17 protein-coding genes are annotated in these 21,965 nt (G+C 60.3%); 12 read left to right on the top strand and 5 right to left on the bottom strand.

Translation table 11 applies throughout. The features are described from left to right. Positions 1-43 precede the first annotated feature (43 nt). From ACL2XM_RS09850 to ycjG, 5 genes are all read left to right on the top strand, one after another. The gene (locus tag ACL2XM_RS09850; RefSeq protein ID WP_413732819.1) at positions 44-955 is read left to right on the top strand and encodes an SDR family oxidoreductase; all 912 of its coding nucleotides are present in this window, start codon (positions 44-46) and stop codon (positions 953-955) included. Between the two features lie 150 nt (positions 956-1,105). Further along, the gene (locus ACL2XM_RS09845) at positions 1,106-2,503 is read left to right on the top strand and encodes a YcjX family protein (RefSeq protein ID WP_413732817.1); all 1,398 of its coding nucleotides are present in this window, start codon (positions 1,106-1,108) and stop codon (positions 2,501-2,503) included. After that, positions 2,500-3,567 (top strand): YcjF family protein, encoded by a 1,068-nt coding sequence (locus tag ACL2XM_RS09840; RefSeq protein WP_413730468.1) that lies wholly within the window; start codon positions 2,500-2,502, stop codon positions 3,565-3,567. Before ACL2XM_RS09845 ends, ACL2XM_RS09840 begins: the two co-directional genes overlap by 4 nt. Before the next feature lie 139 nt (positions 3,568-3,706). Beyond that, a complete protein-coding gene (gene tyrR, locus ACL2XM_RS09835) occupies positions 3,707-5,278 on the top strand; it encodes a transcriptional regulator TyrR (RefSeq protein WP_413732815.1) in 1,572 nt (523 codons plus the stop codon). A gap of 95 nt (positions 5,279-5,373) precedes the next feature. Continuing rightward, positions 5,374-6,342: an L-Ala-D/L-Glu epimerase gene (gene ycjG / locus ACL2XM_RS09830; RefSeq protein ID WP_410015179.1), complete on the top strand. Its 969-nt coding sequence runs from the start codon at positions 5,374-5,376 to the stop codon at positions 6,340-6,342. A 2,031-nt stretch (positions 6,343-8,373) separates the two neighbouring features. Here ycjG and mpaA read toward each other — a convergent pair. Further along, the gene (mpaA, locus tag ACL2XM_RS09825; RefSeq protein WP_413732814.1) at positions 8,374-9,105 is read right to left on the bottom strand and encodes a murein tripeptide amidase MpaA; all 732 of its coding nucleotides are present in this window, start codon (positions 9,103-9,105) and stop codon (positions 8,374-8,376) included. 141 nt (positions 9,106-9,246) lie between these two features. Between mpaA and ACL2XM_RS09820 the strand changes: the two genes are divergently transcribed. From ACL2XM_RS09820 to ACL2XM_RS09800, 5 genes are all read left to right on the top strand, one after another. Further along, a complete protein-coding gene (locus tag ACL2XM_RS09820; RefSeq protein WP_410015177.1) occupies positions 9,247-10,863 on the top strand; it encodes an ABC transporter substrate-binding protein in 1,617 nt (538 codons plus the stop codon). A gap of 355 nt (positions 10,864-11,218) precedes the next feature. Next, positions 11,219-12,784 carry a diguanylate cyclase gene (locus ACL2XM_RS09815; RefSeq protein ID WP_413732813.1) on the top strand — a complete coding sequence of 522 codons (1,566 nt, stop codon included), beginning with the start codon at positions 11,219-11,221 and terminating at the stop codon, positions 12,782-12,784. A gap of 117 nt (positions 12,785-12,901) precedes the next feature. After that, complete coding sequence (zntB, locus tag ACL2XM_RS09810; protein WP_410015175.1) at positions 12,902-13,885, top strand: zinc transporter ZntB; 984 nt, start codon at positions 12,902-12,904, stop codon at positions 13,883-13,885. Positions 13,886-13,889: 4 nt separating this feature from the next. Next, complete coding sequence (locus tag ACL2XM_RS09805; protein WP_413732812.1) at positions 13,890-14,246, top strand: hypothetical protein; 357 nt, start codon at positions 13,890-13,892, stop codon at positions 14,244-14,246. 19 nt (positions 14,247-14,265) lie between these two features. Then, on the top strand, positions 14,266-14,457 hold the full coding sequence (locus ACL2XM_RS09800; protein WP_410015173.1) for a hypothetical protein: 192 nt from the start codon (positions 14,266-14,268) through the stop codon (positions 14,455-14,457). A 5-nt stretch (positions 14,458-14,462) separates the two neighbouring features. On the opposite strand, the gene ttcA is transcribed toward ACL2XM_RS09800, so the two are convergent. The 3 genes from ttcA to nifJ all read right to left on the bottom strand — a co-directional run bounded on the left by ttcA (position 14,463) and on the right by nifJ (position 19,666). Continuing rightward, positions 14,463-15,398 carry a tRNA 2-thiocytidine(32) synthetase TtcA gene (gene ttcA / locus ACL2XM_RS09795; protein ID WP_413733214.1) on the bottom strand — a complete coding sequence of 312 codons (936 nt, stop codon included), beginning with the start codon at positions 15,396-15,398 and terminating at the stop codon, positions 14,463-14,465. Positions 15,399-15,498: 100 nt separating this feature from the next. After that, positions 15,499-15,987, bottom strand: a complete 489-nt coding sequence (locus tag ACL2XM_RS09790; protein WP_413732810.1) for a hypothetical protein — start codon at positions 15,985-15,987, stop codon at positions 15,499-15,501. 136 nt (positions 15,988-16,123) lie between these two features. Beyond that, positions 16,124-19,666 (bottom strand): pyruvate:ferredoxin (flavodoxin) oxidoreductase, encoded by a 3,543-nt coding sequence (nifJ, locus tag ACL2XM_RS09785; protein WP_413730461.1) that lies wholly within the window; start codon positions 19,664-19,666, stop codon positions 16,124-16,126. Positions 19,667-19,906: 240 nt separating this feature from the next. Here nifJ and ACL2XM_RS09780 point away from each other — a divergent pair, with 240 nt between their 5' ends. Both ACL2XM_RS09780 and ACL2XM_RS09775 read left to right on the top strand, forming a co-directional pair. Further along, entirely contained in the window at positions 19,907-20,125 is a 219-nt protein-coding gene (locus tag ACL2XM_RS09780; protein WP_410015170.1) for a DUF333 domain-containing protein, read from the top strand. A 173-nt stretch (positions 20,126-20,298) separates the two neighbouring features. Beyond that, a complete protein-coding gene (locus tag ACL2XM_RS09775; RefSeq protein WP_413728452.1) occupies positions 20,299-20,892 on the top strand; it encodes a hypothetical protein in 594 nt (197 codons plus the stop codon). Positions 20,893-20,947: 55 nt separating this feature from the next. Here ACL2XM_RS09775 and ACL2XM_RS09770 read toward each other — a convergent pair whose 3' ends face one another. Then, the gene (locus ACL2XM_RS09770) at positions 20,948-21,940 is read right to left on the bottom strand and encodes a 2-hydroxyacid dehydrogenase (RefSeq protein ID WP_413730459.1); all 993 of its coding nucleotides are present in this window, start codon (positions 21,938-21,940) and stop codon (positions 20,948-20,950) included. Between the last annotated feature and the right edge of the window lie 25 nt (positions 21,941-21,965).

Here is a 21,965-nt window from a genome sequence, read left to right as displayed (position 1 = left end):
CTTTAGGAGAATACTTGCTGCACGACCACACAGGAGGTATTTCATGCGCGTATTTCTCACTGGCGCGACCGGCTTTATCGGCGCGCGCATTGTACCCGAACTGCTGGCGGCCGGACATCATGTCCTCGGCTTGACAAGATCCGACGCCGGCGCCCAAGCCCTGGAGGCGGCCGGCGCGCAAGCCCATCGCGGCGCCCTGGAAGATCTCGACAGCCTGCGCGCCGGGGCAGCCGCGGCCGACGCCGTTATCCATACCGCATTCGATCATGATTTCGCCCACTTCGCGGCGAACTGCGAAAAGGACCGGCGTGCCATCGCCGCCTTGGGCTCCGCGCTTAAAGGCACCGATCGCCCCCTTATCATTACCTCCGGTACCGGCATGGGCGATGCCGGCCACGGCCAGCCCGCGACGGAGGATGTCTTTAACGCCAACCATCCCAATCCGCGCGTGGCGTCCGAGCTGGCGGGCCATGCGCTGCTCGAGGATGGGATAGACGTGCGCGTGGTGCGGCTTCCTCAGGTCCACGACACCGTTAAACAGGGGCTGATTACGCCCTTTATCGCCATCTCGCGTGAAAAGGGCGTGGCGGCCTATGTCGGCGACGGCGCCAACTGCTGGCCGGCGGCCCATGTGCTTGATGTGGCGAAGCTCTATGTGCTCGCCCTGGACAAGGGCAGCAGGGGCGCGCGCTATCATGCCGTGGCCGAAGAAGGGATACCGGCGCGCGACATCGCGCAATGGGTCGGCGCGGGACTTGGCGTGCCCGTGGTTTCGCTGTCGGGCGGGGACGCGGCACCGCATTTCGGCTGGTTCGCCATGTTCGCCGGCATGGATCTGCGGGCTTCAGGCGTTTGGACGCGCCGGCAGCTCGGGTGGGAGCCGACCGGCCCGTCGCTTATGGCGGATTTGCAGCACATGGACTACTCGGTTGGCGCGGCGCCGGCCCGGAGGTGAGCTCGCCCGTCCGGCATCGGCGGCGGAAATTTGTTTGTTAGGCCATTGGGCGACATAATAGACTTCTTTCAACCAGGAGGAATATATGTTCGCTCAGGCCACGGTGCGGTTTTTTTGCTTTTTTTATGCCCCTTACCCATTGAAAGCGTTATGAGCCGGCTGCAAAATGATCTCGGCGCGTTGCTGAACCGCGGCCTGGACCGCCATTTGCGCCTGGCGGTTACCGGACTGAGCCGCAGCGGCAAAACCGCGTTTATCACCTCCTTTGTCAATCAATTGCTGATGGTCAATAACGGCGCGCGCCTGCCGATGTTTTCGGCCGTGCGCGACGGCCGTTTGCTCGGGGCCAAGCGGGTGCCCCAGCGCCATCTGGGCATTTCGCGCTTTGCCTATGACGAGGGCATCGCCGCGTTGTACGGCACGCCGCCCGCCTGGCCGGTGCCGACGCGCGGCGTAAGCGAAATGCGCCTGGCGCTGCGCTATCGTTCACGCGATTCCCTCTGGCGCCATATCAAGGATACCGGCACGCTGTATCTGGAAATTGTCGATTACCCCGGCGAATGGCTGCTGGATTTGCCGATGCTGGAGCAGGACTTCCTGTCCTGGTCGCGGCAGATGCACGGCCTGCTGCAGGGCGATAGGGCGCAATGGGCGGCGCCGTGGCTGGCGAAGTGCGCCGCGCTTGACCCACTGGCGCCGGCCGATGAGCGCGCGCTGGCGGATATCGCCGGCGCCTATACCGATTACCTGCTGCACTGCAAGCGCCAGGGCCTGCACTTTATCCAGCCCGGGCGTTTTGTCCTGCCGGGCGATATGGCCGGCGCGCCGGCGCTGCAGTTTTTCCCCTGGCCCGATGTGACGGACGACGGCGAGGCACGGCTGGCACAGGCGGCAAAAACGTCCAATCTCGGCATGCTGCGCGCGCGATATCACTATTACTGCCAGGAAGTGGTCAAGGGCTTTTATAAGCAGCACTTTACCGGGTTCGATCGGCAAATCGTGCTGGTCGACTGCCTGCAGCCGCTAAACAGCGGCCCCCATGCCTTTAACGATATGCGCCTGGCCCTGACCCAATTGATGAGAAGCTTTCATTACGGCAAGCGCAGCCTGTACCGCCGTCTGTTTTCGCCTTGTATCGACAGGCTGATGTTTGCCGCCAGCAAGGCCGATCACGTCACCACCGATCAGCAGGCCAACCTGGTGTCGCTATTGCAGCAACTGGTACAGGACGCCTGGCAAAATGCCGCGTTCGAAGGCATCACCATGGACTGTGCGGGACTGGCCTCGGTGCAGGCCACGCAAAACGGCCTGGTCGATCATCAGGGCGGCGCCATTACCGCCCTGAACGGACATCGTCTGGAGGACAACCAGCCGCTGACCTTTTATCCGGGCGACGTGCCGGCCCGTTTGCCGGGCGCCGCCTTCTGGCGCGAACAGGGATTCGCCTTCGAAAATTTCCGTCCGCGCGCCATGGACCCCGACCGGCCGCTGCCGCACATCCGCCTGGATGCGGTGATGGAGTTTTTATTGGGAGATAAACTACGATGAACGATCCCGTAAAGCCCCGTATCGATTTTCCACCACAGCCGGACAAGCCGCTGGCGCCGCCGGCGGAGCCCGCGCTGCGCGCCAAGCTCACCTTTGAGCAGTTACAGGATGCGCAGTTTCATCCGCTGACGCCGCCGGAGCAGGAGCAGGATGAGGAAGGGCGGGCGGAGCAACTGCTGGTCAACGCCCTGCGGCCGAAACGCAGTATCTGGCGCCGCATGGTCATTGCCGGCACCGGGCTGCTGGTCGTCAGCGCGGGGGCGCAGGGGGCGCTGTGGGCCGCGCGCGCCTGGCAGCAGCACGACTGGCTGGCGCTGGGCGGGCTGGGCGCCGGCGCCCTGTTTGTCCTGGCGGGCGCCGGGTCGCTGGCCACCGAATGGCGGCGGTTATATCGCCTGCGCCAACGGGCCGGGGAACGCGACCGGGCCGGGGAGCTGCTGCGCAGCCACGCGCTGGGCCAGGGTCGCGCGTTCTGCCTGCGCCTGGCCAGCCAGGCCGGAATTGACGATGCCCATCCTGCATTGCGGCGCTGGCAGGCGATGCTGCACGATACCCACAGCGATCGTGAAGTGGTTATGCTGTACGCCAAAATAGTGCAGCCGGTCATCGATGGCCGGGTGCGGGCGGAAATCAGCCGTTCCGCGGCCGAGTCCGCGCTGATGATCGCGGTCAGTCCGCTGGCCATCGTAGACATGGGGTTTATCGCCTGGCGCAATCTGCGGCTTATCAACCGGGTGGCGGCGCTGTATGGCATTGAAGTGGGGTATTTCAGCCGCATCCGGTTATTCCGGCTGGTATTGCTGAACATCGCCTTTGCCGGCGTCAGCGAATGGGTGCGCGAAGTGGGACTGGACTGGATGTCGCAGGACCTGACCGCGCGCCTCTCCGCCCGTGTTGCCCAGGGCATGGGCGCGGGCCTGCTGACCGCGCGCCTGGGCATCAAGGCCATGGAACTGTGTCGTCCGCTGCCCTGGATAGAGGGCGACAAACCGCGCCTGGGGGACTATAGGCGGGAAATTATCGGCCAGTTGAAAAGCCTGATGGAGCGTAAACCCGCCCCCTGATGCTCCCGTCCGCTGCGCCGTGGCCCGCGCCGGGCGGAAAATTTTCCATCCTGGCAACTTTTTGTGACAGATGACTTCATCCCGGACGCGTCGCCACGTATTATGTAGCCAATATTGTCATCACGGGTAAGAGGCGTACATGCGTTTGGAAGTTATTTGTCAGGACCGCCTCGGTCTGGCCAGGGAATTGCTGGATTTACTGGTAGCGCGCGGTATCGATTTGCGCGGTATTGAAATCGACCCCAGCGGGCGGATCCATCTTAATCTGACTACGCTTGAAATCGACACCTTTCGGGCGCTGATGGCGGAAATCCGCCGCATCCCCGGCGTCTGCGACGTGCATACCGTCGCGTTTATGCCCTCCGAGCGCGAGCACCGCGCGCTGGAAGCCATCCTGGCCGCCATGCCGGAGCCGGTGTTGTCCATCGACCTCAAAGGCCGGGTGGAACTGGCTAACCCGGCCACGCTGGCCCTGTTCGGCCAACGCGCCGATCAACTGCACCAACAGCCGGTAAACCAGCTGATCGGCGGTTTTAACGTCGTGCGCTGGCTTGAGGGCGGCCGGCAGGCCGCCGAAAGCCTGCGGGTGGTGATCCAGGGCCAGGACTATCTGCTGGAAATCACCCCCGTTCAGCTGACCGGCGAAGACGGACAGCCCGCCACGGTGGGCGGGGTGATATTGCTGAAATCCGCCGTGCGCATGGGACGCCAACTGCAGGAACACGCGCCGAACGATGATAGCGAATTCAGCCATATCATCGCCGTCAGCCAGGCCATGCGCCAAACCCTCGATCGCGCCAGACGGCTGGCGATGCTGGATGCGCCGCTGTTGATTACCGGCGAGACCGGCACCGGCAAGGATTTGCTGGCCCATGCCTGCCACCTGCGCAGCCGGCGCGGCAAACACCCGTTCCTGGCGCTGAACTGCGCCGCGTTGCCGGATGATGTGGCGGAGAGCGAATTGTTCGGCCACGCCGCCGGCGCCTATCCCAACGCCCTTGAGGGCAAAAAAGGCTTTTTTGAACAGGCCGGCGGCGGCTCGGTCTTGCTCGACGAAATTGGCGAGATGTCGCCGAGCATGCAAAACAAACTGCTGCGCTTTCTTAATGACGGCACGTTCCGCCGCGTGGGCGAGGATCGTGAAATGCACGTGGATGTGCGCGTCTACTGCGCCACCCAGAAAAACCTGCTGGAACTGGTCCATAAAGGACAGTTTCGCGAAGATCTTTATTATCGCCTGAACGTGCTGACGCTCAGCCTGCCGCCGCTGCGCGACCGGCCGGACGATATCATGCCGCTGGCCGCGCTGTTTATCGCCCAGTTCTGCGATGAGCAGGGCATCCCCCGCCCGCGGGTCGCGCCCGACCTGGCCGCTATGCTTAACCGCTATGCCTGGCCGGGCAATGTACGCCAGCTGAAAAATGTTTTAACCCGCGCCATGGCCCAGCTGGACGGGGACGAACTGCGCGTCGCCGATATTGATCTGCCGGATTTCGACCTGACGCAGCCCATGGCGGAGGAAATCCTCGACGGGTCCCTGGATGAGATCAGCAAACGCTTCGAACGTTCCGTGCTGACCCGCCTTTACCGAACCTATCCCAGCACGCGCAAACTGGCCAAACGCCTGGGCGTTTCCCATACCGCCATTGCCAATAAGCTGCGCGAATACGGCCTTAGCGCCAAAAAATCCGGCGAAGAGGGTGAAAGCTGACGCCCGCGCCGCGCCGCGTAAATATCTTCATGACCTTGTGTTTGCCGGCAGGGTTGTTTAGTTTTGATTTATTATTGCTTATCTAAGGGGTCACAATGAGAGTAATGCGTTTCTATCCGGAGGCATGGCCGCTGCATACGCCGTTTGTTATTGCGCGCGGCAGCCGTACCGAAGCCCGGGTAGTGGTGGTGGAGATAGAACAGGACGGCGTCCGGGGCATTGGCGAATGCACGCCTTATCCCCGCTATGGCGAAACTGAGCAGTCGGTCATGGAACAGCTCGCCGCCGTGGTTCATCCGGTGGAACAGGATATCACCCGCGACGTATTACAGCAGCTGTTACCGGCCGGCGCGGCGCGCAACGCCGTCGATTGCGCGCTCTGGGACCTGGAACGCCAGCTGGCCGGCCAAACCCTGGCGCAAAGGGCGGGCGTGGCGCTGCCGGCAACCATCGCCATGGCGCAAACGCTGAGCATCAACGATCCGGAGCGCATGGCCGAGGCGGCGCTGGGTTACTGGCAGGCGGGGGCCCGGCTGCTGAAAATCAAACTTGACGACCGGCTTATCACCGAGCGCATGGTGGCCATCCGCGCCGCGGTGCCGGACGCCACGCTGATTGTCGACGCCAACGAGGCCTGGCAACCGGAAGGGCTGGCGTCCCGCTGCCAGCTGCTGGCGGATTTGGGCGTGGCCATGCTTGAACAGCCGCTGCCCGCAGAGCAGGATGCCGCGCTGCAGCATTTTATCCATCCGCTGCCCATCTGCGCCGACGAAAGCTGCCACACCCGCCAGCAGTTGCCCGCATTACGGGATAATTACGAGATGATCAATATCAAGCTGGATAAAACCGGCGGCCTTACCGAAGCCCTGCTGCTGGCGCAACAGGCGCGGGAACAGGGTTTCGGCATTATGCTCGGCTGCATGCTGTGCACCTCGCGCGCTATCGCCGCCGCGCTGCCGCTGACGCCCGGGGCGCGGTTTATCGATCTCGACGGTCCGACCTGGCTGGCGCTGGATGCCGAACCGCACCTCAATTTCGGCTGCGGCTCCATCACCCTGGACTAAAATGGCTTCGTCTGCCGTCCGCCGCTCTTTTCGCCAAACTTTGTAAGTGAAGTCACCAATCGTGGCGGGGGCGCTGGCGGCTGGCGGGGAGGCTTATTTTGTCGCGGCGGGGGCGCATTTGCGGATGGCAAAATGGCTTATGTGGCCGCGGCGGGGGTTTCATTTGCGGATGGCAAAATGGCCTATGTTGCCGCGGTGGGGGTTTCATATGCGGATGGCAAAACGGCTTATGTGGCCGCGGCAGGGGTTTCATTTGCGGATGGCAAAATGGCTTATGTTGCCGCGGCGGGGGGTCATTTGCGGAAGGCAAAATGGCTTATGTTGCACCAGTGGGGGTTTCGCTTGCCGTGCGTGAGGTGTTCATATGTAGTGCCGGGCGCCGGCAAGCGACAAAGAGGCCGTACCGCGACGGCCTCCTTGACCTCCGCGCGTCCGGCAGGTCGTGCGCCGCTGCGCGGTGCCCGGCATCACCCATCCCGGCTTGTGGACCGCCCGGTATGCGCTCCCGGCGCAAACCGGACTTTCGCCGCTCCCGGCGGCTCATCCAGCCGTGATGCGCGCTGCCGGCGCACTCTATGCCGGCACCACGTCAACACCATCGCCTGTGAGTAAAACCGCGTTTTGGGGTTCTTAGCGGTATGTGCTTACCGGGAAAGGTCTCAGTATTCATTTTGCGCTAAAGTGTACAGCCTGATGGTTAATGGCTAATGGCTAATGGTTGAAAGCGTAATGCTTACTGTTAAAACTTAAGCTTAAAGTTGAATGATGACTGCAAGACTGCAAGACTGCAAGACTGCAAGACTGCAAGACTGCAAGACTGCAAGACTGCAAGACTGCATGTCCAACATTTCGTTGTGTCAGCTGCATTCCACAGCAATTGCATCCCATGATGGTCAATCCTATCCCGACGCCAGTCCCTATCCTAAGCAACAGCGCCGCAGTCACTTCATAAAACGCATGGCCAACAGCGACATGTGGACCGGCATAAAGCGCGCTGACGGCGCCTGTGACCCCGGCATGAGCCGCCGGGAGCGGCGAAAGGCCCGGTTGCGCCGGGAGCGCTAACCGGGCCGGTGCATAACGGGGGAACTGGCGGCGGAAGGCATCGCGTAGCGACGCGCGATCTGCCGGGCGCGCGGAGGTCAAGGAGGCCGTCGCGGTACGGCCTCTTTGTCGCTTGCCGGCGCCCGGCACTACATATGAACACCTCACGCACGGCAAGCGAAACTTTCGCCAAGGCGACATATGCCCTGGCGCACCCTGACGCTGGCACCCTCACGCACGGCAAGCGAAACCTTCGCCAAGGCGACATATGCCCTGGCGCACCCTGACGCTGGCACCCTCACGCACGGCAAGCGAAACCTTCGCCAAGGCGACATATGCCCTGGCGCGCCCTAACGCTGGCACCCTCACGCACGGCAAGCGAAACCTTCGCCAAGGCGACATATGCCCTGGCGCGCCCTAACGCTGGCACCCTCACGCACGGCAAGCGAAACCTTCGCCAAAGCGACATATGCCCTGGCGCACCCTAACGCATGGCACCCTCACGCACGGCAAGCGAAACCTTCGCCAAGGCGACATATGCCCTGGCGCGCCCTAACGCATGGCACCCTCACGCACGGCAAGCGAAACCTTCGCCAAAGCGACATATGCCCTGGCGCGCCCTAACGCTGGCACCCTCACGCACGGCAAGCGAAACCTTCGCCAAAGCGACATATGCCCTGGCGCGCCCTAACGCTGGCACCCTCACGCACGGCAAGCGAAACCTTCGCCAAAGCGACATATGCCCTGGCGCGCCCTAACGCATGGCACCCTCACGCACAGCAAGCGAAACCCCCGCCGCAGCGACATCACCATGGCGACATTCATCTTCGCGAAAGCCCAATATTACCAGGACGGCGATCGCCAAACCTACACAAGACGTGTTAAAGGGACACCGTGCCGATGGGGTCGAATCGGGCGTGGTTTTCCCGTCCACCCGAACACCCATGGCAGGGTATGGCCGCCGATACCGGACTTAAAACCGGCTGGTTAAAGGATAAGCGTCTCGCGCCCGGCATTCCCATCGTAGTTCAGCAGCTCAACCAGCGCCGCCAGGTAACGATCGGTGGCGGCGTCGGCCGACACGGCGGGAAGCTCGGCGGTAATACAGGACAGACCACGATCTGAGCACCAACTCCCGAACGAACCCGGCGTCTCGTAGCCCACGCTTGTCACCAAGGGCAGCGCCAGCCGCGCCGCCAGCCAGGCGCCCAAAGGCGATGGCACGGCCTCTTCCACGCAGGCCAGCGGCTCATGAAAAGACGCCACCCAGGCGGGGGCGAGTCGCGCCACCAATCGGCATAACGCCGCCGTTTCCGGCTCCGAGCCCGGTCCGGCGCCGGTGGACAGCAAGACATCCCGCTCCGCCGCGCTGCTGGTCCAACGGTACACCGTCTCCTCCGGCCGCCAGTTGGCGGCGGGAAAATTGCGGTTCAGGTCCACGCCGTTAGCATTAGCCCGCAATCCCAATTGGCAGCCGTCCGGATTTACCGCCAGGATCACATGATGACGCGCAGGATGGCCAAGCGTGCGCAGCGCGCACGACAGCGCCACCACGCTTGCGGTTTCGTCGCCATGGGTACCGGCGATAATCAACCCGGTATCCGGGGCCGGGGCGGCGGCCGGGAAAAAAAGCAACGGCGCGCCCAGCACCGACCGGCCGTAGGGCTCGCCCAGGGAAGGCAGCTTTCCCCGCCGCGCGCGTGGTTGAAATAACTCCATACTGTTTCCTGACCGAAAATAATACGTTACATTGATTCATCTACTTTAGCGCAAAACGTCCGGCGTTATTATCCCTGGCAGGAAAAACACCGGGAAAGCGCCGGGCCGCTCTGCACCGGTTACGATAACAAGGATAATGCCATGCCGCGTTTCAACCCTACCTTATGTGCGTCGTTTATTATCGCCCTGAGCGGCAATCTCTGGGCCGCCACGGTACCCGAAGGCACGCAGCTGGCCGAACAGCAGCACATCGTGCGCCATATCAAAGATGAACCGGCTTCCCTCGATCCGATCAAAGTGGTCGGCCTGCCCGAAGCCCAAGTGGTGCGTGATCTGTTTGAAGGACTGGTCAATGAGGACGCCAAGGGCAATCTTATCCCGGGGGTGGCGACCCGCTGGCAAACCAACGATAACCGCACCTTTATTTTCCACCTGCGCCACGACGCGCGCTGGTCAAACGGTGACCCTGTCACGGCAAATGATTTTGTCTACAGCTGGCGGCGTCTCGCCGACCCGAAAAACCTGTCCTCCTTCGCCTGGTTCGCCGAACTGGCCGGCCTGGAAAACGCAGCAGACATCACCGCCGGGAAACTTCCCGCAGAACGGCTTGGGGTCAGCGCGCCGGATGATTACACCCTGAAGGTGCAACTCAGCAAACCGGTGCCGTATTTTGCCAGCCTGACTGCCAATTTCAGCCTGTTCCCGGTGCATCGCGCCACGGTGGAAAAATACGGCAACGACTGGACCAAGGTCGGCAACCTGGTGGGCAACGGCGCCTTCGCCCTGCACGAGAGGGTCGTAAATGAAAAAATCGTCCTCACGCCCAATGAACATTACTGGGATCATCAGCATACGGTATTAACCCAGGTAACCTTTATTCCGCTCAATCAGGAATCGTCCGCCCTGAATCGCTACCTGGCCAACGATATTGATATCACCGAATCCTTCCCCAAAAACCGCTACCAGCAGTTGCTAAAGGATATTCCCGGCCAGGTTTATACCCCGGACCAGTTGGGCACCTACTATTACGCGTTCAACACCCGGCGCGCGCCCACCGACGATGTGCGGGTGCGCAAGGCGCTGTCCTATGCCATTGATCGTAAAATTATCGCCGAAAAAGTGGTCGGCACCGGCGAAAAACCCGCCTGGCATTTTACCCCGGATGTCACCGCGGGTTTCACGCCGCAGCAGAATTTCCTGCAGCGGCATTCCCAGGAAGAGCTGGACGCCGAGGCAAAAGTGCTGATGAAAGCGGCAGGCTACGGCCCGGAGAAACCGCTGACCCTGAGCCTGCTGTATAACACGTCGGAAAGTCACGAAAAAATCGCTATCGCCGTGGCCTCGATGTGGAAGAAAAAGCTGGGGGTAAACGTCAAGCTGGAGAACCAGGAATGGAAAACCTATATCGACAGCCGCAATACCGGTAACTTTGACGTGGTGCGCGCTTCCTGGGTAGGGGATTACAACGAGCCTTCCACCTTCCTGTCATTATTGACCGCCACCCATAGCGGCAATATCGCCAAGTTTAATGATCCCGCCTATGATCGCCTGCTCGCCGAGGCCAGCCGGCAAACCAATCCGCAGCGCCTCAGCGCGGATTACAATAAAGCGGAAGATATGATAGCCGAGCAAGCGCCGATTGCGCCCATTTACCAATATACCAACGGCCGTTTGATCAAACCCTGGGTGCAGGGATATCCGATAACCAATCCGGAAGATGTGGCTTATAGCCAGACGATGTATATCCTCAGGCACTAAGTCCGCGCCGTTGCTTTATCACTGTCCGCCGCTTGGCGCATAGCCCTGTTAACCCGCTGAAGTTCTGCGGGTTATTGCTCTTCGTCGCGCTTTATTATTTTGCTGGACGGCATCTGCCGTCGCCGTCAACGCCTTTCTGGGGCAAATACGCGAGCGGCGTTTCTGACGGGTTTTGCGGACTCCGCTTGTCGCGCATGGCCTGGAAATTCCGCGGTCTATTCCTCCGGCTTGTCCGGGTGGGGTTATTAATTGCAAATTACATTAATTAGTTTAATACTTAACTGAAATTCCCTGCCTCCTGCGCATAACAGTACGCCGTCGCAGCTGATGTAAAACCCGTAAAATCAAGGAATAGATGGATTATTCGCCGAATGGTGCCTTACGCCTGCTGCATAAGGTCGTCAACCATGCTTCGCTGCTGATCCACGCCGCTATTTTTATTGTGGTGGTGGCCTGCGCCATTATTTTCCTTGATACCTGGCAAATCTGGAATGCGCATGGGCGCGATCTGCTGAATGCCGAACAAGATTCCGCCAATCTGTCGCGCGCCCTTTCCCAGCATGCGGAAGACACCTTTTTGCAGGTGGATATTACGCTGCAGGATTTGATGGAACGCCTGGACACGGACGGCCTGTCGCAGGCGCGCCTGCCGCGCCTGCAAAAAGTCATGAGTGAGCAGATTAAACTCCTGCCTCAGCTGCACGGCGGGTTTATTTATGACGCCCAGGGGCACTGGCTGGTGACGGCTTCGGGTATTATTCCGCCTCATGCCAATAATGCGGATCGCGAATATTTCAAATATCACCAAGCTCATAATGACAATAGCTTATATATAGGCAAGGTGATCCGCAGCCGGTCCACCGGGGATCTGGTCATTCCGGTGTCGCACCGGATAAATAACCAGGACGGCAGCTTCGGCGGCGTGGCGCTGGCGACGGTCTATGTCAGCTATTTCCAGGAGTATTACAATCATTTCGCCATCGACAATGACACCGCCCTGGTATTAATGCTGGCCGATGGCACCATTTTATATCGCCGGCCCTATGAGGAAAGCGCCATCGGCCGGAGCATGGCCAAAAGCCCGTTGTTTACCGATGTGCTGCCGCGGGCCAAATCCGGCAATGCGACGCTTATTTCTTATTACGATAAGGTGGAACGCATTTTCGGCTATTCCAAGCTGGATCAGTATCCGCTGGTCATCGCGGCGGGTTTGTCTAAAAATGAAGTTTTGCGCGGCTGGCGTACCGACAGTATTATTTTTGCGGCGGGCGGGGCGGGGATCCTGATCATTTTAACCCTGCTGGCATGGGCGCTGCTGCGGCAAATTACCTTCAGCCTGCGCTCGGAAAAAGACTTGCTTATCGCCCGGGACTTATTGACGGAATTAAATCAAAAGCTGGCTGTCCAGGCCCTGCATGACGGTCTTACCGGCCTGGCCAATAGGCGCCAGTTTGATATCGTGCTGCAAAATGAGATGCAGCGCGCCTGTCGCGACCTGACGCCGTTGGGGCTGATCCTGCTCGATATCGACTTATTTAAAAAATATAACGATATCTACGGCCACGTCTCGGGGGATGAATGTTTGCAGCGGGTAGGACAAACGCTGCTGGCGCTGCCGCGCCGGGTGAACGATCTGGTGGCGCGTTACGGCGGGGAAGAGTTCGCCGTTATTCTGCCCGGCACGGATCTCGCCGGCGCGCGTACGTTTGCCGAGACGGTGGTCAGGGCGGTGCATGAATTGCAAATCCCCCATGACGCCAGCCCCTTTGGCGTGGTGACAATCAGCGCCGGTGCCCACGCCGCCATGCCGGTGAGACCGGAAGATACGCCCGCCGCATTTATCCGCAGCGCCGATGCCGCGCTGTACGCGGCCAAAAGCCGGGGCAAAAACCGCGTTTGCGACGTCAATCCGCGCGCATAGCGGGGGTGCCGGCATCACGTGCCGTAACCTCGATGTTTTATAATTCTTTATATCTTCCCGTTTGGCGCTAGACTTGACATCAAGCCGTGCCGAATCGTGCCGAATAAGGAAAAAAAGTTGGAAGTACTCGATCGTGAAGCCTTGCATATCAACGGCGTAGTCTACGCCGGACAATTAGACGGCCAGGGCGGCATTACGCCTATCGAGGCCTCGGACATTGCGCATTGCCTCCATCCCTGCTGGCTGCACCTGGATACGGAACACCAGGCCAGCATGGAATGGCTGGCCACGTCGCCGCTGATACCCGATCCGGTGCGCGAATCGCTGGCCGGCAACAGCACGCGGCCGCGGGTTAACCGCATACCCGAAGGCGCGCTGATAATTTTGCGCAGCATTAACTTCAATACCGAGGAATACCCGGAAGAGCTGATTGTCCTGCGTATCTATATCACGGAAAAACTGATCGTCACCACCCGTAACCAGCCGATCCAGGCGGTGGAGGAGATGCTTGACGAATTGCAGAAAAAACAGGGGCCGGTGGACAGCGGCAACTGGCTGGTGGATATGTGCGATACCCTGACCGATCACACCAGCGAGTTTATTGAAGATATGCATGACCGTATCATCGTATTGGAAAACGATCTGCTGGACCAGCAGATCCCGCCGCGCGGCCAGCTGTCGAAACTGCGCAAGCAGCTGATTGTCCTGCGGCGCTATATGGCGCCGCAGCGCGATGTCTTCGCCCGCCTGGCCAGCGAGCATTTGCCCTGGATGGGGGATGACGACCGCAGGCGCATGCAGGATATCGCCGATCGCCTGGGGCGCGGCATCGACGATATCGACGGCGGTATTGCCCGCACGGCGGTGATTGCCGATGAAATTAACTGGATTACCGCCGAGTCGATAAACCGCCGCGGTTATACCATGTCGCTGATGGCCATGGTTTTCCTGCCGACCACCTTTCTTACCGGTTTGTTTGGCGTCAACCTGGGCGGCATCCCCGGCGGCAATATGCGTTATGGTTTCAGTATCTTCTGCCTGGCGTTAATTATCTTGGTGCTTTGTGTGGCGCTATGGTTAAAACGGCGTAAATGGTTATAGCCATATGCATAGCGTGGCGGCGATGCGCGGCAAAATTTACGTAAAAAACGCAAAAAAGCCGGCTAATATTGAGCAATATCAAAAAGCAGGGGCGCGGGATGGGGCACTATCGATCCCGCAGGTGAATGCAACGTCAAGCGATGGGCGTTGCGCTCCATATTGTCTTACTTCCTTTTTTGAATTATTGCATAGCATATTTAATTCATACGATGCCGGGTTTATTAACCTGGCATTTTTTTTTGGTTTTTCCCCGGCGGGCATATTAACCGGGCGGCAGGGCGGGGATTTGTCCTTACCCCAATTGCCCACTATCCTTAAAGTGAGTCCGCAGCAAACGCGCTGCTTTGATAAGACCCTTTAAAGAGGTGGACAGTATGCCTATGACTATGACACCCCGGGTGCGCCAGGCACCGGTTCCGTATCGAATGAGCATTCCAGGCGATCCGATACCGGAAGAACCCATCCCGACCGATCCGCCGCCGATCCCGAACCCACTGCCGGATCCGCCCCTGGAGCCGCCCTATAATCCCGACCCCAAGCCGATACAGGACCCGCCGCCGCATATGTGGTAGCCGCGCTATTTTATTTCCACGACGTCGAGGCGCGCGCCGACAGGCGGCAGGGCATCAACGTCATCCTCCGCCAGCCAGCCCGCGGGCTGCGCCGGCAGTTCCAGCGGGTCAAACGCCATATCGCCGCCGTCGATGATGTCGCCTCCGGCATGCAATTGCCTGAAATCAAACAACCTGCCGTCGGCGAGATGGGACGGCACCACGTTTTGCATCGCGCGGAACATGGTCTCCAGGCGCCCCGGGTAGTGTTTATCCCAGTCCCTGAGCATATTGCCTATCACCTGCCGCTGCAGGTTGGGCTGCGAACCGCACAGGTTGCAGGGGATAATGGGAAAGGCGCGCGCCTCGGCAAAGCGCTCGATATCCTTTTCGCGGCAATAGGCCAGCGGGCGGATGACGATATGTTTACCGTCGTCGCTCATCAATTTCGGCGGCATGCCTTTTAACTTGCCGCCGTAGAACATATTCAGGAAGAGTGTCTGCAGGATATCGTCGCGATGATGCCCCAGGGCAATTTTATTGGCGCCAAGCTCGGTGGCGGTACGGTATAAAATGCCGCGCCGCAGGCGCGAACACAGGGAGCAGGTGGTTTTACCCTCGGGGATCTTATCTTTGACGATACCGTAGGTATTTTCTTCAACGATTTTATACTCGGCGCCCAAGGCATCGAGATAGGCGGGCAGGATATCAGCGGGAAAGCCCGGCTGCTTTTGATCCAGGTTGACCGCCACCAGCGAGAAGCTGATCGGCGCGCTTTGCTGTAGATTGCGCAGGATTTCCAGCATGGTGTAGCTGTCCTTGCCGCCGGAAAGGCATACCATGATGCGATCGCCGTCTTCGATCATATTAAAATCGGCAATGGCCTGCCCGACGTTGCGGCGCAGGCGTTTTTGTAACTTGTTCAGGTTGTACTGCTCTTTTTGGTCGACCACGGTGGTTATGCCTTTGACTGTTACCGGCGCGCCGCCAAGCCCGCGGCGCCGCGATGTTAGGACTCTTGTCGGGGATTGTACGCGATTATGGCGGCGACGTTGAACACTTTCAGTTGGGGAAATCCTGCATCAGCTTTTGGTTGATGACCGCCGCCGCCTGGTTGCCGCGCTTGATGTGGGTTACCAGGATTTCGTTCGATTGGGTAAAGCGGTGGCCGACGCGGACCCGGTACGACTTGGTCAGCCAGCTGAAAAACCCGGTGTCAAACGTGGCCTCGTCAATATCGCGCCATTTGACGCCGCCGACGCCTTTTTTCCACGGCAATAGGCCGCGGAACACCCAGACGCCGTCATCATCATAATAAAATACGAAACGCCTGCGCCAGGCAAAATCGTAGATTACCTTGATAATAGCCACAAACAGGATGCCGTAGCCCACCAGGATGAAATTGGCGTCGCGCGCAGACTGCGACACGATAAGGCCGATGGCGCCCATTACCAGAAACAGCACCACGGGGCGAATATAGGCCACCCATGAGAGATAAAAAACGTCCTGCGCCGGCTGTTGCACCGCGAAGGTCACGTCGCCCTGATCCATTGCGTACCTGAATAATCGCTAAATTATGCTTAATAATAACCCCTGGGGCGGCGACTGGAAAGTCCATGCCGCCTCATGGCGTCGATATTCACCGCCTGCCGGCCCGCAGCGTTGATAACGTAACGCCGGCGGTCGGCTATTCCGCCGCGTCGGTTTTACCCGCCATGCGGGCCAGGAAGTCATATTTCGCCTTTAGGTCTTTTTCCGCCGCCTGGTAGAGGGCCGCGGCCACCTCCGGCTGCTGGGTATTCAGCCGCCGGAAGCGCTGCTCGTTAAGCAGTGTGGCGCTCAAATCGCTGCTGGGCGGGCGCGAGTCCAGCGCCAGCGGCAATTTGCCTTCGTCGCCGCGGCGGGGGTCGAACCGGTACAGCGGCCAAAAGCCGGTGGCGGTAAGCTGGCGCATCTGATCGTGGCTTAGCGCCAGATCATACCCATGCTCCTCGCACGGGCTATAGGCGATGATCAGCGACGGGCCCGGATAGGCTTCCGCTTCCTGGATGGCTTTCACCGTCTGGTTAAGCTGGGCGCCGAGTGAAATCTGCGCCACGTAGACATGGCCGTACATCATCATGCTGACGCCCAGATCCTTGCGGGTTTTGCGTTTGCCCTGTTCACCGAATTTGGTCACCGCGCCCAGCGGCGTGGCCTTCGACTGCTGGCCGCCGGTATTGGAATAACATTGGGTATCCAGCACCAGTATATTGACGTTTTCCGTCAGGCTCATAACGTGATCCAGCCCGCCGAAACCAATATCATAGGCCCAGCCGTCGCCGCCGATAAGCCAGATGGATTTATCCACCAGGTAATCGGCGTCTTGCGCCAGCTGGCGCAAGCCGGCGTCGACGCTCTGCGTTTGCAGCAGCGGGCGCAGTTCGGCGCGAAGCCGCGTTATCTGCCCGCGCCGCGTTTCCACCGCCACGCCGTCCGCCCGCAGTTCGCCGACCAGATCCGCCGGCAACCGGGGCGCGTGCTCTTCAAGCAAACGCAGCACGCGCCGGCGATGGTGATCCACCGTCAGGCGAAAGCCCAGGCCGAACTCGGCGTTATCCTCGAATAACGAATTGGCCCACGCCGGACCGCGGCCTTCCGCATTGGTGGTGTAGGGGGTGGACGGCAGGTTGCCGCCGTAAATGGAGGAACAGCCGGTGGCGTTGGCGATTAACAGCCGGTCGCCGTACAGTTGGGTCAGCAGCTTGATATAGGGGGTTTCGCCGCATCCGGAACAGGCGCCGGAGTATTCGAACAGCGGTGTAATCAGCTGTGAGGTGCGGATATCGATGCGTTCCAGCTGGGACACGGCCATCTCGGGCAGATCCAGGAAAAAGTCATAATGGATTTTTTCCTCCTCCACATGCTCCAGCCGCGAGGCCATGTTAATGGCCTTGATGGCGGGATCCTGCCGATCCTTGGCCGGGCACACCTCGACGCACAGGTTACAGCCGGTACAGTCCTCGGGCGCCACCTGCAGCACATATTTCTGGCCGCGCATATCACGGGATTTCACGTCCAGCGAAGCCAGGCCGGCGGGGGCGGCGGCCATGGCCTGCGGCGCCACGACCTTGGCGCGGATGGCGGCATGGGGACAGGCGGCGACGCAATGGTTGCACTGGGTACACAAATCCGGCTTCCAGAGCGGGATTTGTTCGGCGATATTGCGTTTCTCCCAGCGGGTGGTGCCGACCGGCCAGGTGCCGTCGGGCGGCAGCGCGGAGACCGGCAAGGCGTCCCCCAGGCCCGCCAGCATGGCGGCGGTCACGGTTTTGACAAAGTCCGGCGCGGCGTCGGAGACCACCGGCGGACGCATGGGGCTGCGATCGTTAACGTCTTCCAGCGGCACGGCGAACAGGGCTTCGCGCGTGGCGGCCAGCGCCTGCCAGTTACGCTCCACCAGTTCCTGGCCTTTGCTGCGGTAGCTGCGGGCAATGGCCGACTGCAGCTCCGCCAGCGCGCTGTCCGCAGGTAGAATCGCGGCCAGCTGGAAGAACGCCATTTGCATTACGGTATTGATGCGCGCGCCCAGTTGGCATTCGCGGGCAATCTGCGCCGCGTTGATGATATAAAACCGCGCCTGGCGCGCCTTCAGCAGCGCCTGCACTTCTTGCGGCAGGCGCGCCCAGATCTCATCGGCGCCATAGGGGGTATTCAGCAGGAAGATACCGCCGGGGCGCAGCCGCTCCACCATCTGGTATTTATCGATAAACTGCGACTGGTGGCAGCCGATAAAGTCGGCGTGGCTGATAAGGTAGGCGGAGTTAATCGGTTTTTCGCTGACCCGCAGGTGGGAAACCGTCAGGCCGCCCGCTTTTTTCGAGTCATACACAAAATAGCCCTGGGCGAACAGCGGGGTGCTGTTGCCGATAATTTTAATATTATTTTTGGTGGCGGACACCGTGCCGTCGCTGCCGAGTCCGTAGAACAGCGCCTCCAGCTTTGCCAGGCGCGGCAAATCCGCTTGCGGCAGGGGGAGGGACAGGTTGGTGACGTCGTCATAGATGCCCACGGTAAAGCGCGGCTTGGGCCGCGGCAGGGACAGCTCGTTGAAAATCGCCAGCACGCAGGCCGGATCGAACTCTTTCGACGACAGGCCGTAGCGCCCGCCTATGGTACGCGGCAGGCTATCCCGCTGTCCCTGGCTGTAGGCTTCCGCCAGCGCGGTCATCACGTCCAGGTAAAGCGGTTCGGCCAGCGCCCCCGGTTCCTTGGTGCGGTCGAGTACCGCGACGGCCTTGACGCCCGGCGGGATCTCGGCCAGCAACGCATCGGCGCGAAACGGGCGATAGAGCCGCACCTTGACGATGCCGACCTTTTCACCCCGGGCGAGCAGGGTATCAATAACTTCTTCACAGGTGCCGATGGCCGACCCCATCAGGATAATCACGCGCTCGGCCTCGGGATGGCCGTAATATTCAAAAGGACGATACTGGCGGCCGGTGGCGCCGGCGAAGGCGTCCATGGCCTGGCGCACATGGTCGTAAGCCTGGTGGTACCAGGGGTTGGTGGCTTCGCGCGACTGGAAATAGGTATCCGGATTGGCCGAAGTGCCGCGAATCACCGGGCGATCCGGCGTCAGCGCGCGGGCGCGATGGGCGTCGATGGCCTCCTGCGGCAGCAGGCTTTTCAGCGTCGCGTCCGCCAGCGGCGCGATTTTATTGATTTCATGCGAGGTGCGGAAACCGTCGAAGAAATGGATAAACGGCAGCCGGCTATTGAGACTGGCGATCTGTGATATCAGGGCGAAATCCTGCGCTTCCTGTACGCTGGCGGCGCAGAGCATCGCGCAGCCGGTCTGGCGTACCGCCATCACGTCCGAATGGTCGCCGAAAATCGACAGCGCGTGGGTGGCCACGGTACGGGCCGCCACATGCAGGACAAACGGCGTCAGCTGACCCGCCAGTTTATACAGCGTCGGGATCATCAGCAGCAAACCCTGCGACGAGGTAAAGGACGTGGATAATGCGCCGGTCTGCAGCGCGCCGTGCACCGTGGCGATGGCGCCACCTTCGGACTGCATCTCCACGACGCGGGGAACATCGCCCCAGATATTGGCGGTGCCCGCCTCGGACCAGGCGTCGGCTTGCTCCGCCATGGTGGAACTGGGCGTAATCGGATAAATGGCGATAACTTCATTAATGCGATAGGCCACCGAAGCGACTGCGTTATTCCCGTCTGTGGTGATCATGCTGTACCTTTTCTGTTCACGGTTGATAACCCATAAATCATTGGGTTACCCCTTATGGGCGCCAGTATACCAGTAGCAACCCTAGGGGATTTTTGCTTTTGTGCGATGAAGCGCGCGGATAATTGTAAAACCGGCCCCGCAAGACTCGACGTCAAGACGCTGTGCGACTAGAATGCAAGCTTCAGACTATTCCTAGTACAATTATTACGGAGCTGATTAATGACGTTTTCACGGTGGTTGATGGCAACATCCGCGCTATTATTAGTCGCCTGCAGCAGTTCCAATAATGACGAGCCCGAGCAGATGGGCCAGCAGGCTACCACCGCCAGCCTGCCGCAGCGCGTGGACGTGCCCAATACCCCCCGCTGCATGAACGCGGGCGGCACAATGACCCTGGCGCGCCAGCTTGACGGCACCACGGTGGGCATGTGCCAACTGGCCAACGGCAAGCGTTTTTAAGCATCCCGCTCCCATCCCCAGCCAGGCAATACGTTCTTGCCTGAACCCTCGGGCAACGCCGGTCCGATAGCGTTACGGGGAGCCCCCTGATGGCATAACATCGTGGTCCTGCTGGCAACTGCCGTTGACAGGGGCCAGGATCGCTACCCGTCCATCAAGGATAAAACGCTATTATGAACCCATTTCTGAATAAACTCTCCCCTCCCGCCATGCCTGATGCCGCCGGTTTATCCCCGGCGGGAGATGATGCTGCCCGGCGGCGGGCGCCTTGGCCGCGGGCCGTCAGCCACGCGCCCGCCGACATCAGCCTCGCGCCTGCCGGCATCGGCCGGCAGCGCAAGCGCGACGCCGCTGTCGCCGGGCAAGACGCCGGCGCTGTCGTGCCGGTAAAAATCAGGTGCTGCGAACCGGGCGCCGCCTTGGCTGCCGGGAGCTCATGGTCTGCCAGCCATTTTCTTGCCGCATGCGGCGCGTTTGGCGAAAGTATCGAGGCGCTATGCCGGGATGTGCAGGCCCTGCTACAGGATATCAATGCCGGCGCGAGGGAGGATGGGGGCGCGACACAGATCAACTGCCCGAGGCAGTTCGACCGTCTGATGGACGTAATGGACCGATATGTGCAATGGCTGCGGGAACTGAATAATGACGCTTATCCGCTGGAGGCAATAAGAGCCGAGGTACAGGAGAATTTGACCCGGCTGGGTCCTTATATCGATAAAATGAGCCTGCTAATCGAGAGAATGGGCTTAATCACTGACGCCAGGTAACCCCCAGCCGCGTTTAGGCCGGCCCCGCGTATCATCAGGCGGGGCCGGCCGGGTATCAGGCGGTAACCAGATTCGGGCAGTGCTCGCCCTGGCTTAGCTGGCGCAGGTTTTCCAGCGTAACCTCGCCGATGCTGGTCAGCGCTTCTTCGGTCAGGAACGCCTGGTGGCCGGTGAACAGCACGTTGTGACAGGCGGAGAGGCGGCGGAACACATCATCCTGGATTACGTCGTTGGAGTTATCCTCAAAAAACAGATCGCGCTCATTTTCATAAACGTCCATGCCCAACGCGCCGATTTTCTGCAGCTTCAGCGCTTCTATGGCCGCCTGCGAATCGATCAGGCCGCCGCGGCTGGTGTTGATAATCATCACGCCGTCCTTCATTTGCGCGAAGGCTTCCCGGTCAAGCAGATGGTGGTTTTCCGGCGTCAGCGGGCAGTGCAGGGTGATCACATCCGATTGCGCGAACAGGGTCTTTAAATCCACATATTCGGCGCCCAGCGCCAGGGCCTGGGCGCTGGGGTAGGGATCAAACGCCAGCAGGCGCATGCCGAAGCCTTTCAGGATGCGCATGGTGGCGACACCGATTTTACCGGTGCCGATCACCCCGGCGGTGCGGTTGTGCATATTAAAGCCGATTAAGCCCTCAAGGGAAAAATTGGCGTCGCGGGTGCGCTGGTAGGCGCGGTGAATGCGCCGGTTCAGGCACATCATCAGGCCGATGGCATGTTCCGCCACCGCTTCGGGCGAATAGGCGGGTACCCGCACCACCTGAATGCCAAGCTCTTTGGCCGCCGCCAGATCGACATTGTCGAAGCCGGCGCAGCGCAGCGCCAGCAGCTTTACGCCCATTTCGGCCAAGGCCTCCAGTACGTCGCGCCCGCCGTCGTCATTGACAAAAATACACACCGCATCGCAGCCTTCAGCGGTCTTGGCCGTACGCGGCGTCAATTGAAATTCGAAAAATTCTATTTCAAAGCCAACATGTTCATTTACCTGTGACAAAAATTTATGATCGTAATTTTTAGTGCTGTAGACGGCTAGTTTCATCAGTCCTACTCCATAAGATCGGCCG

Source organism: Sodalis sp. RH20 (genome assembly GCF_047324205.1).
GTDB lineage: Bacteria > Pseudomonadota > Gammaproteobacteria > Enterobacterales > Enterobacteriaceae > Acerihabitans.
Note: the sequence above shows the minus strand (reverse complement) of the source record. Positions and strands in the feature narration are given on the sequence as shown.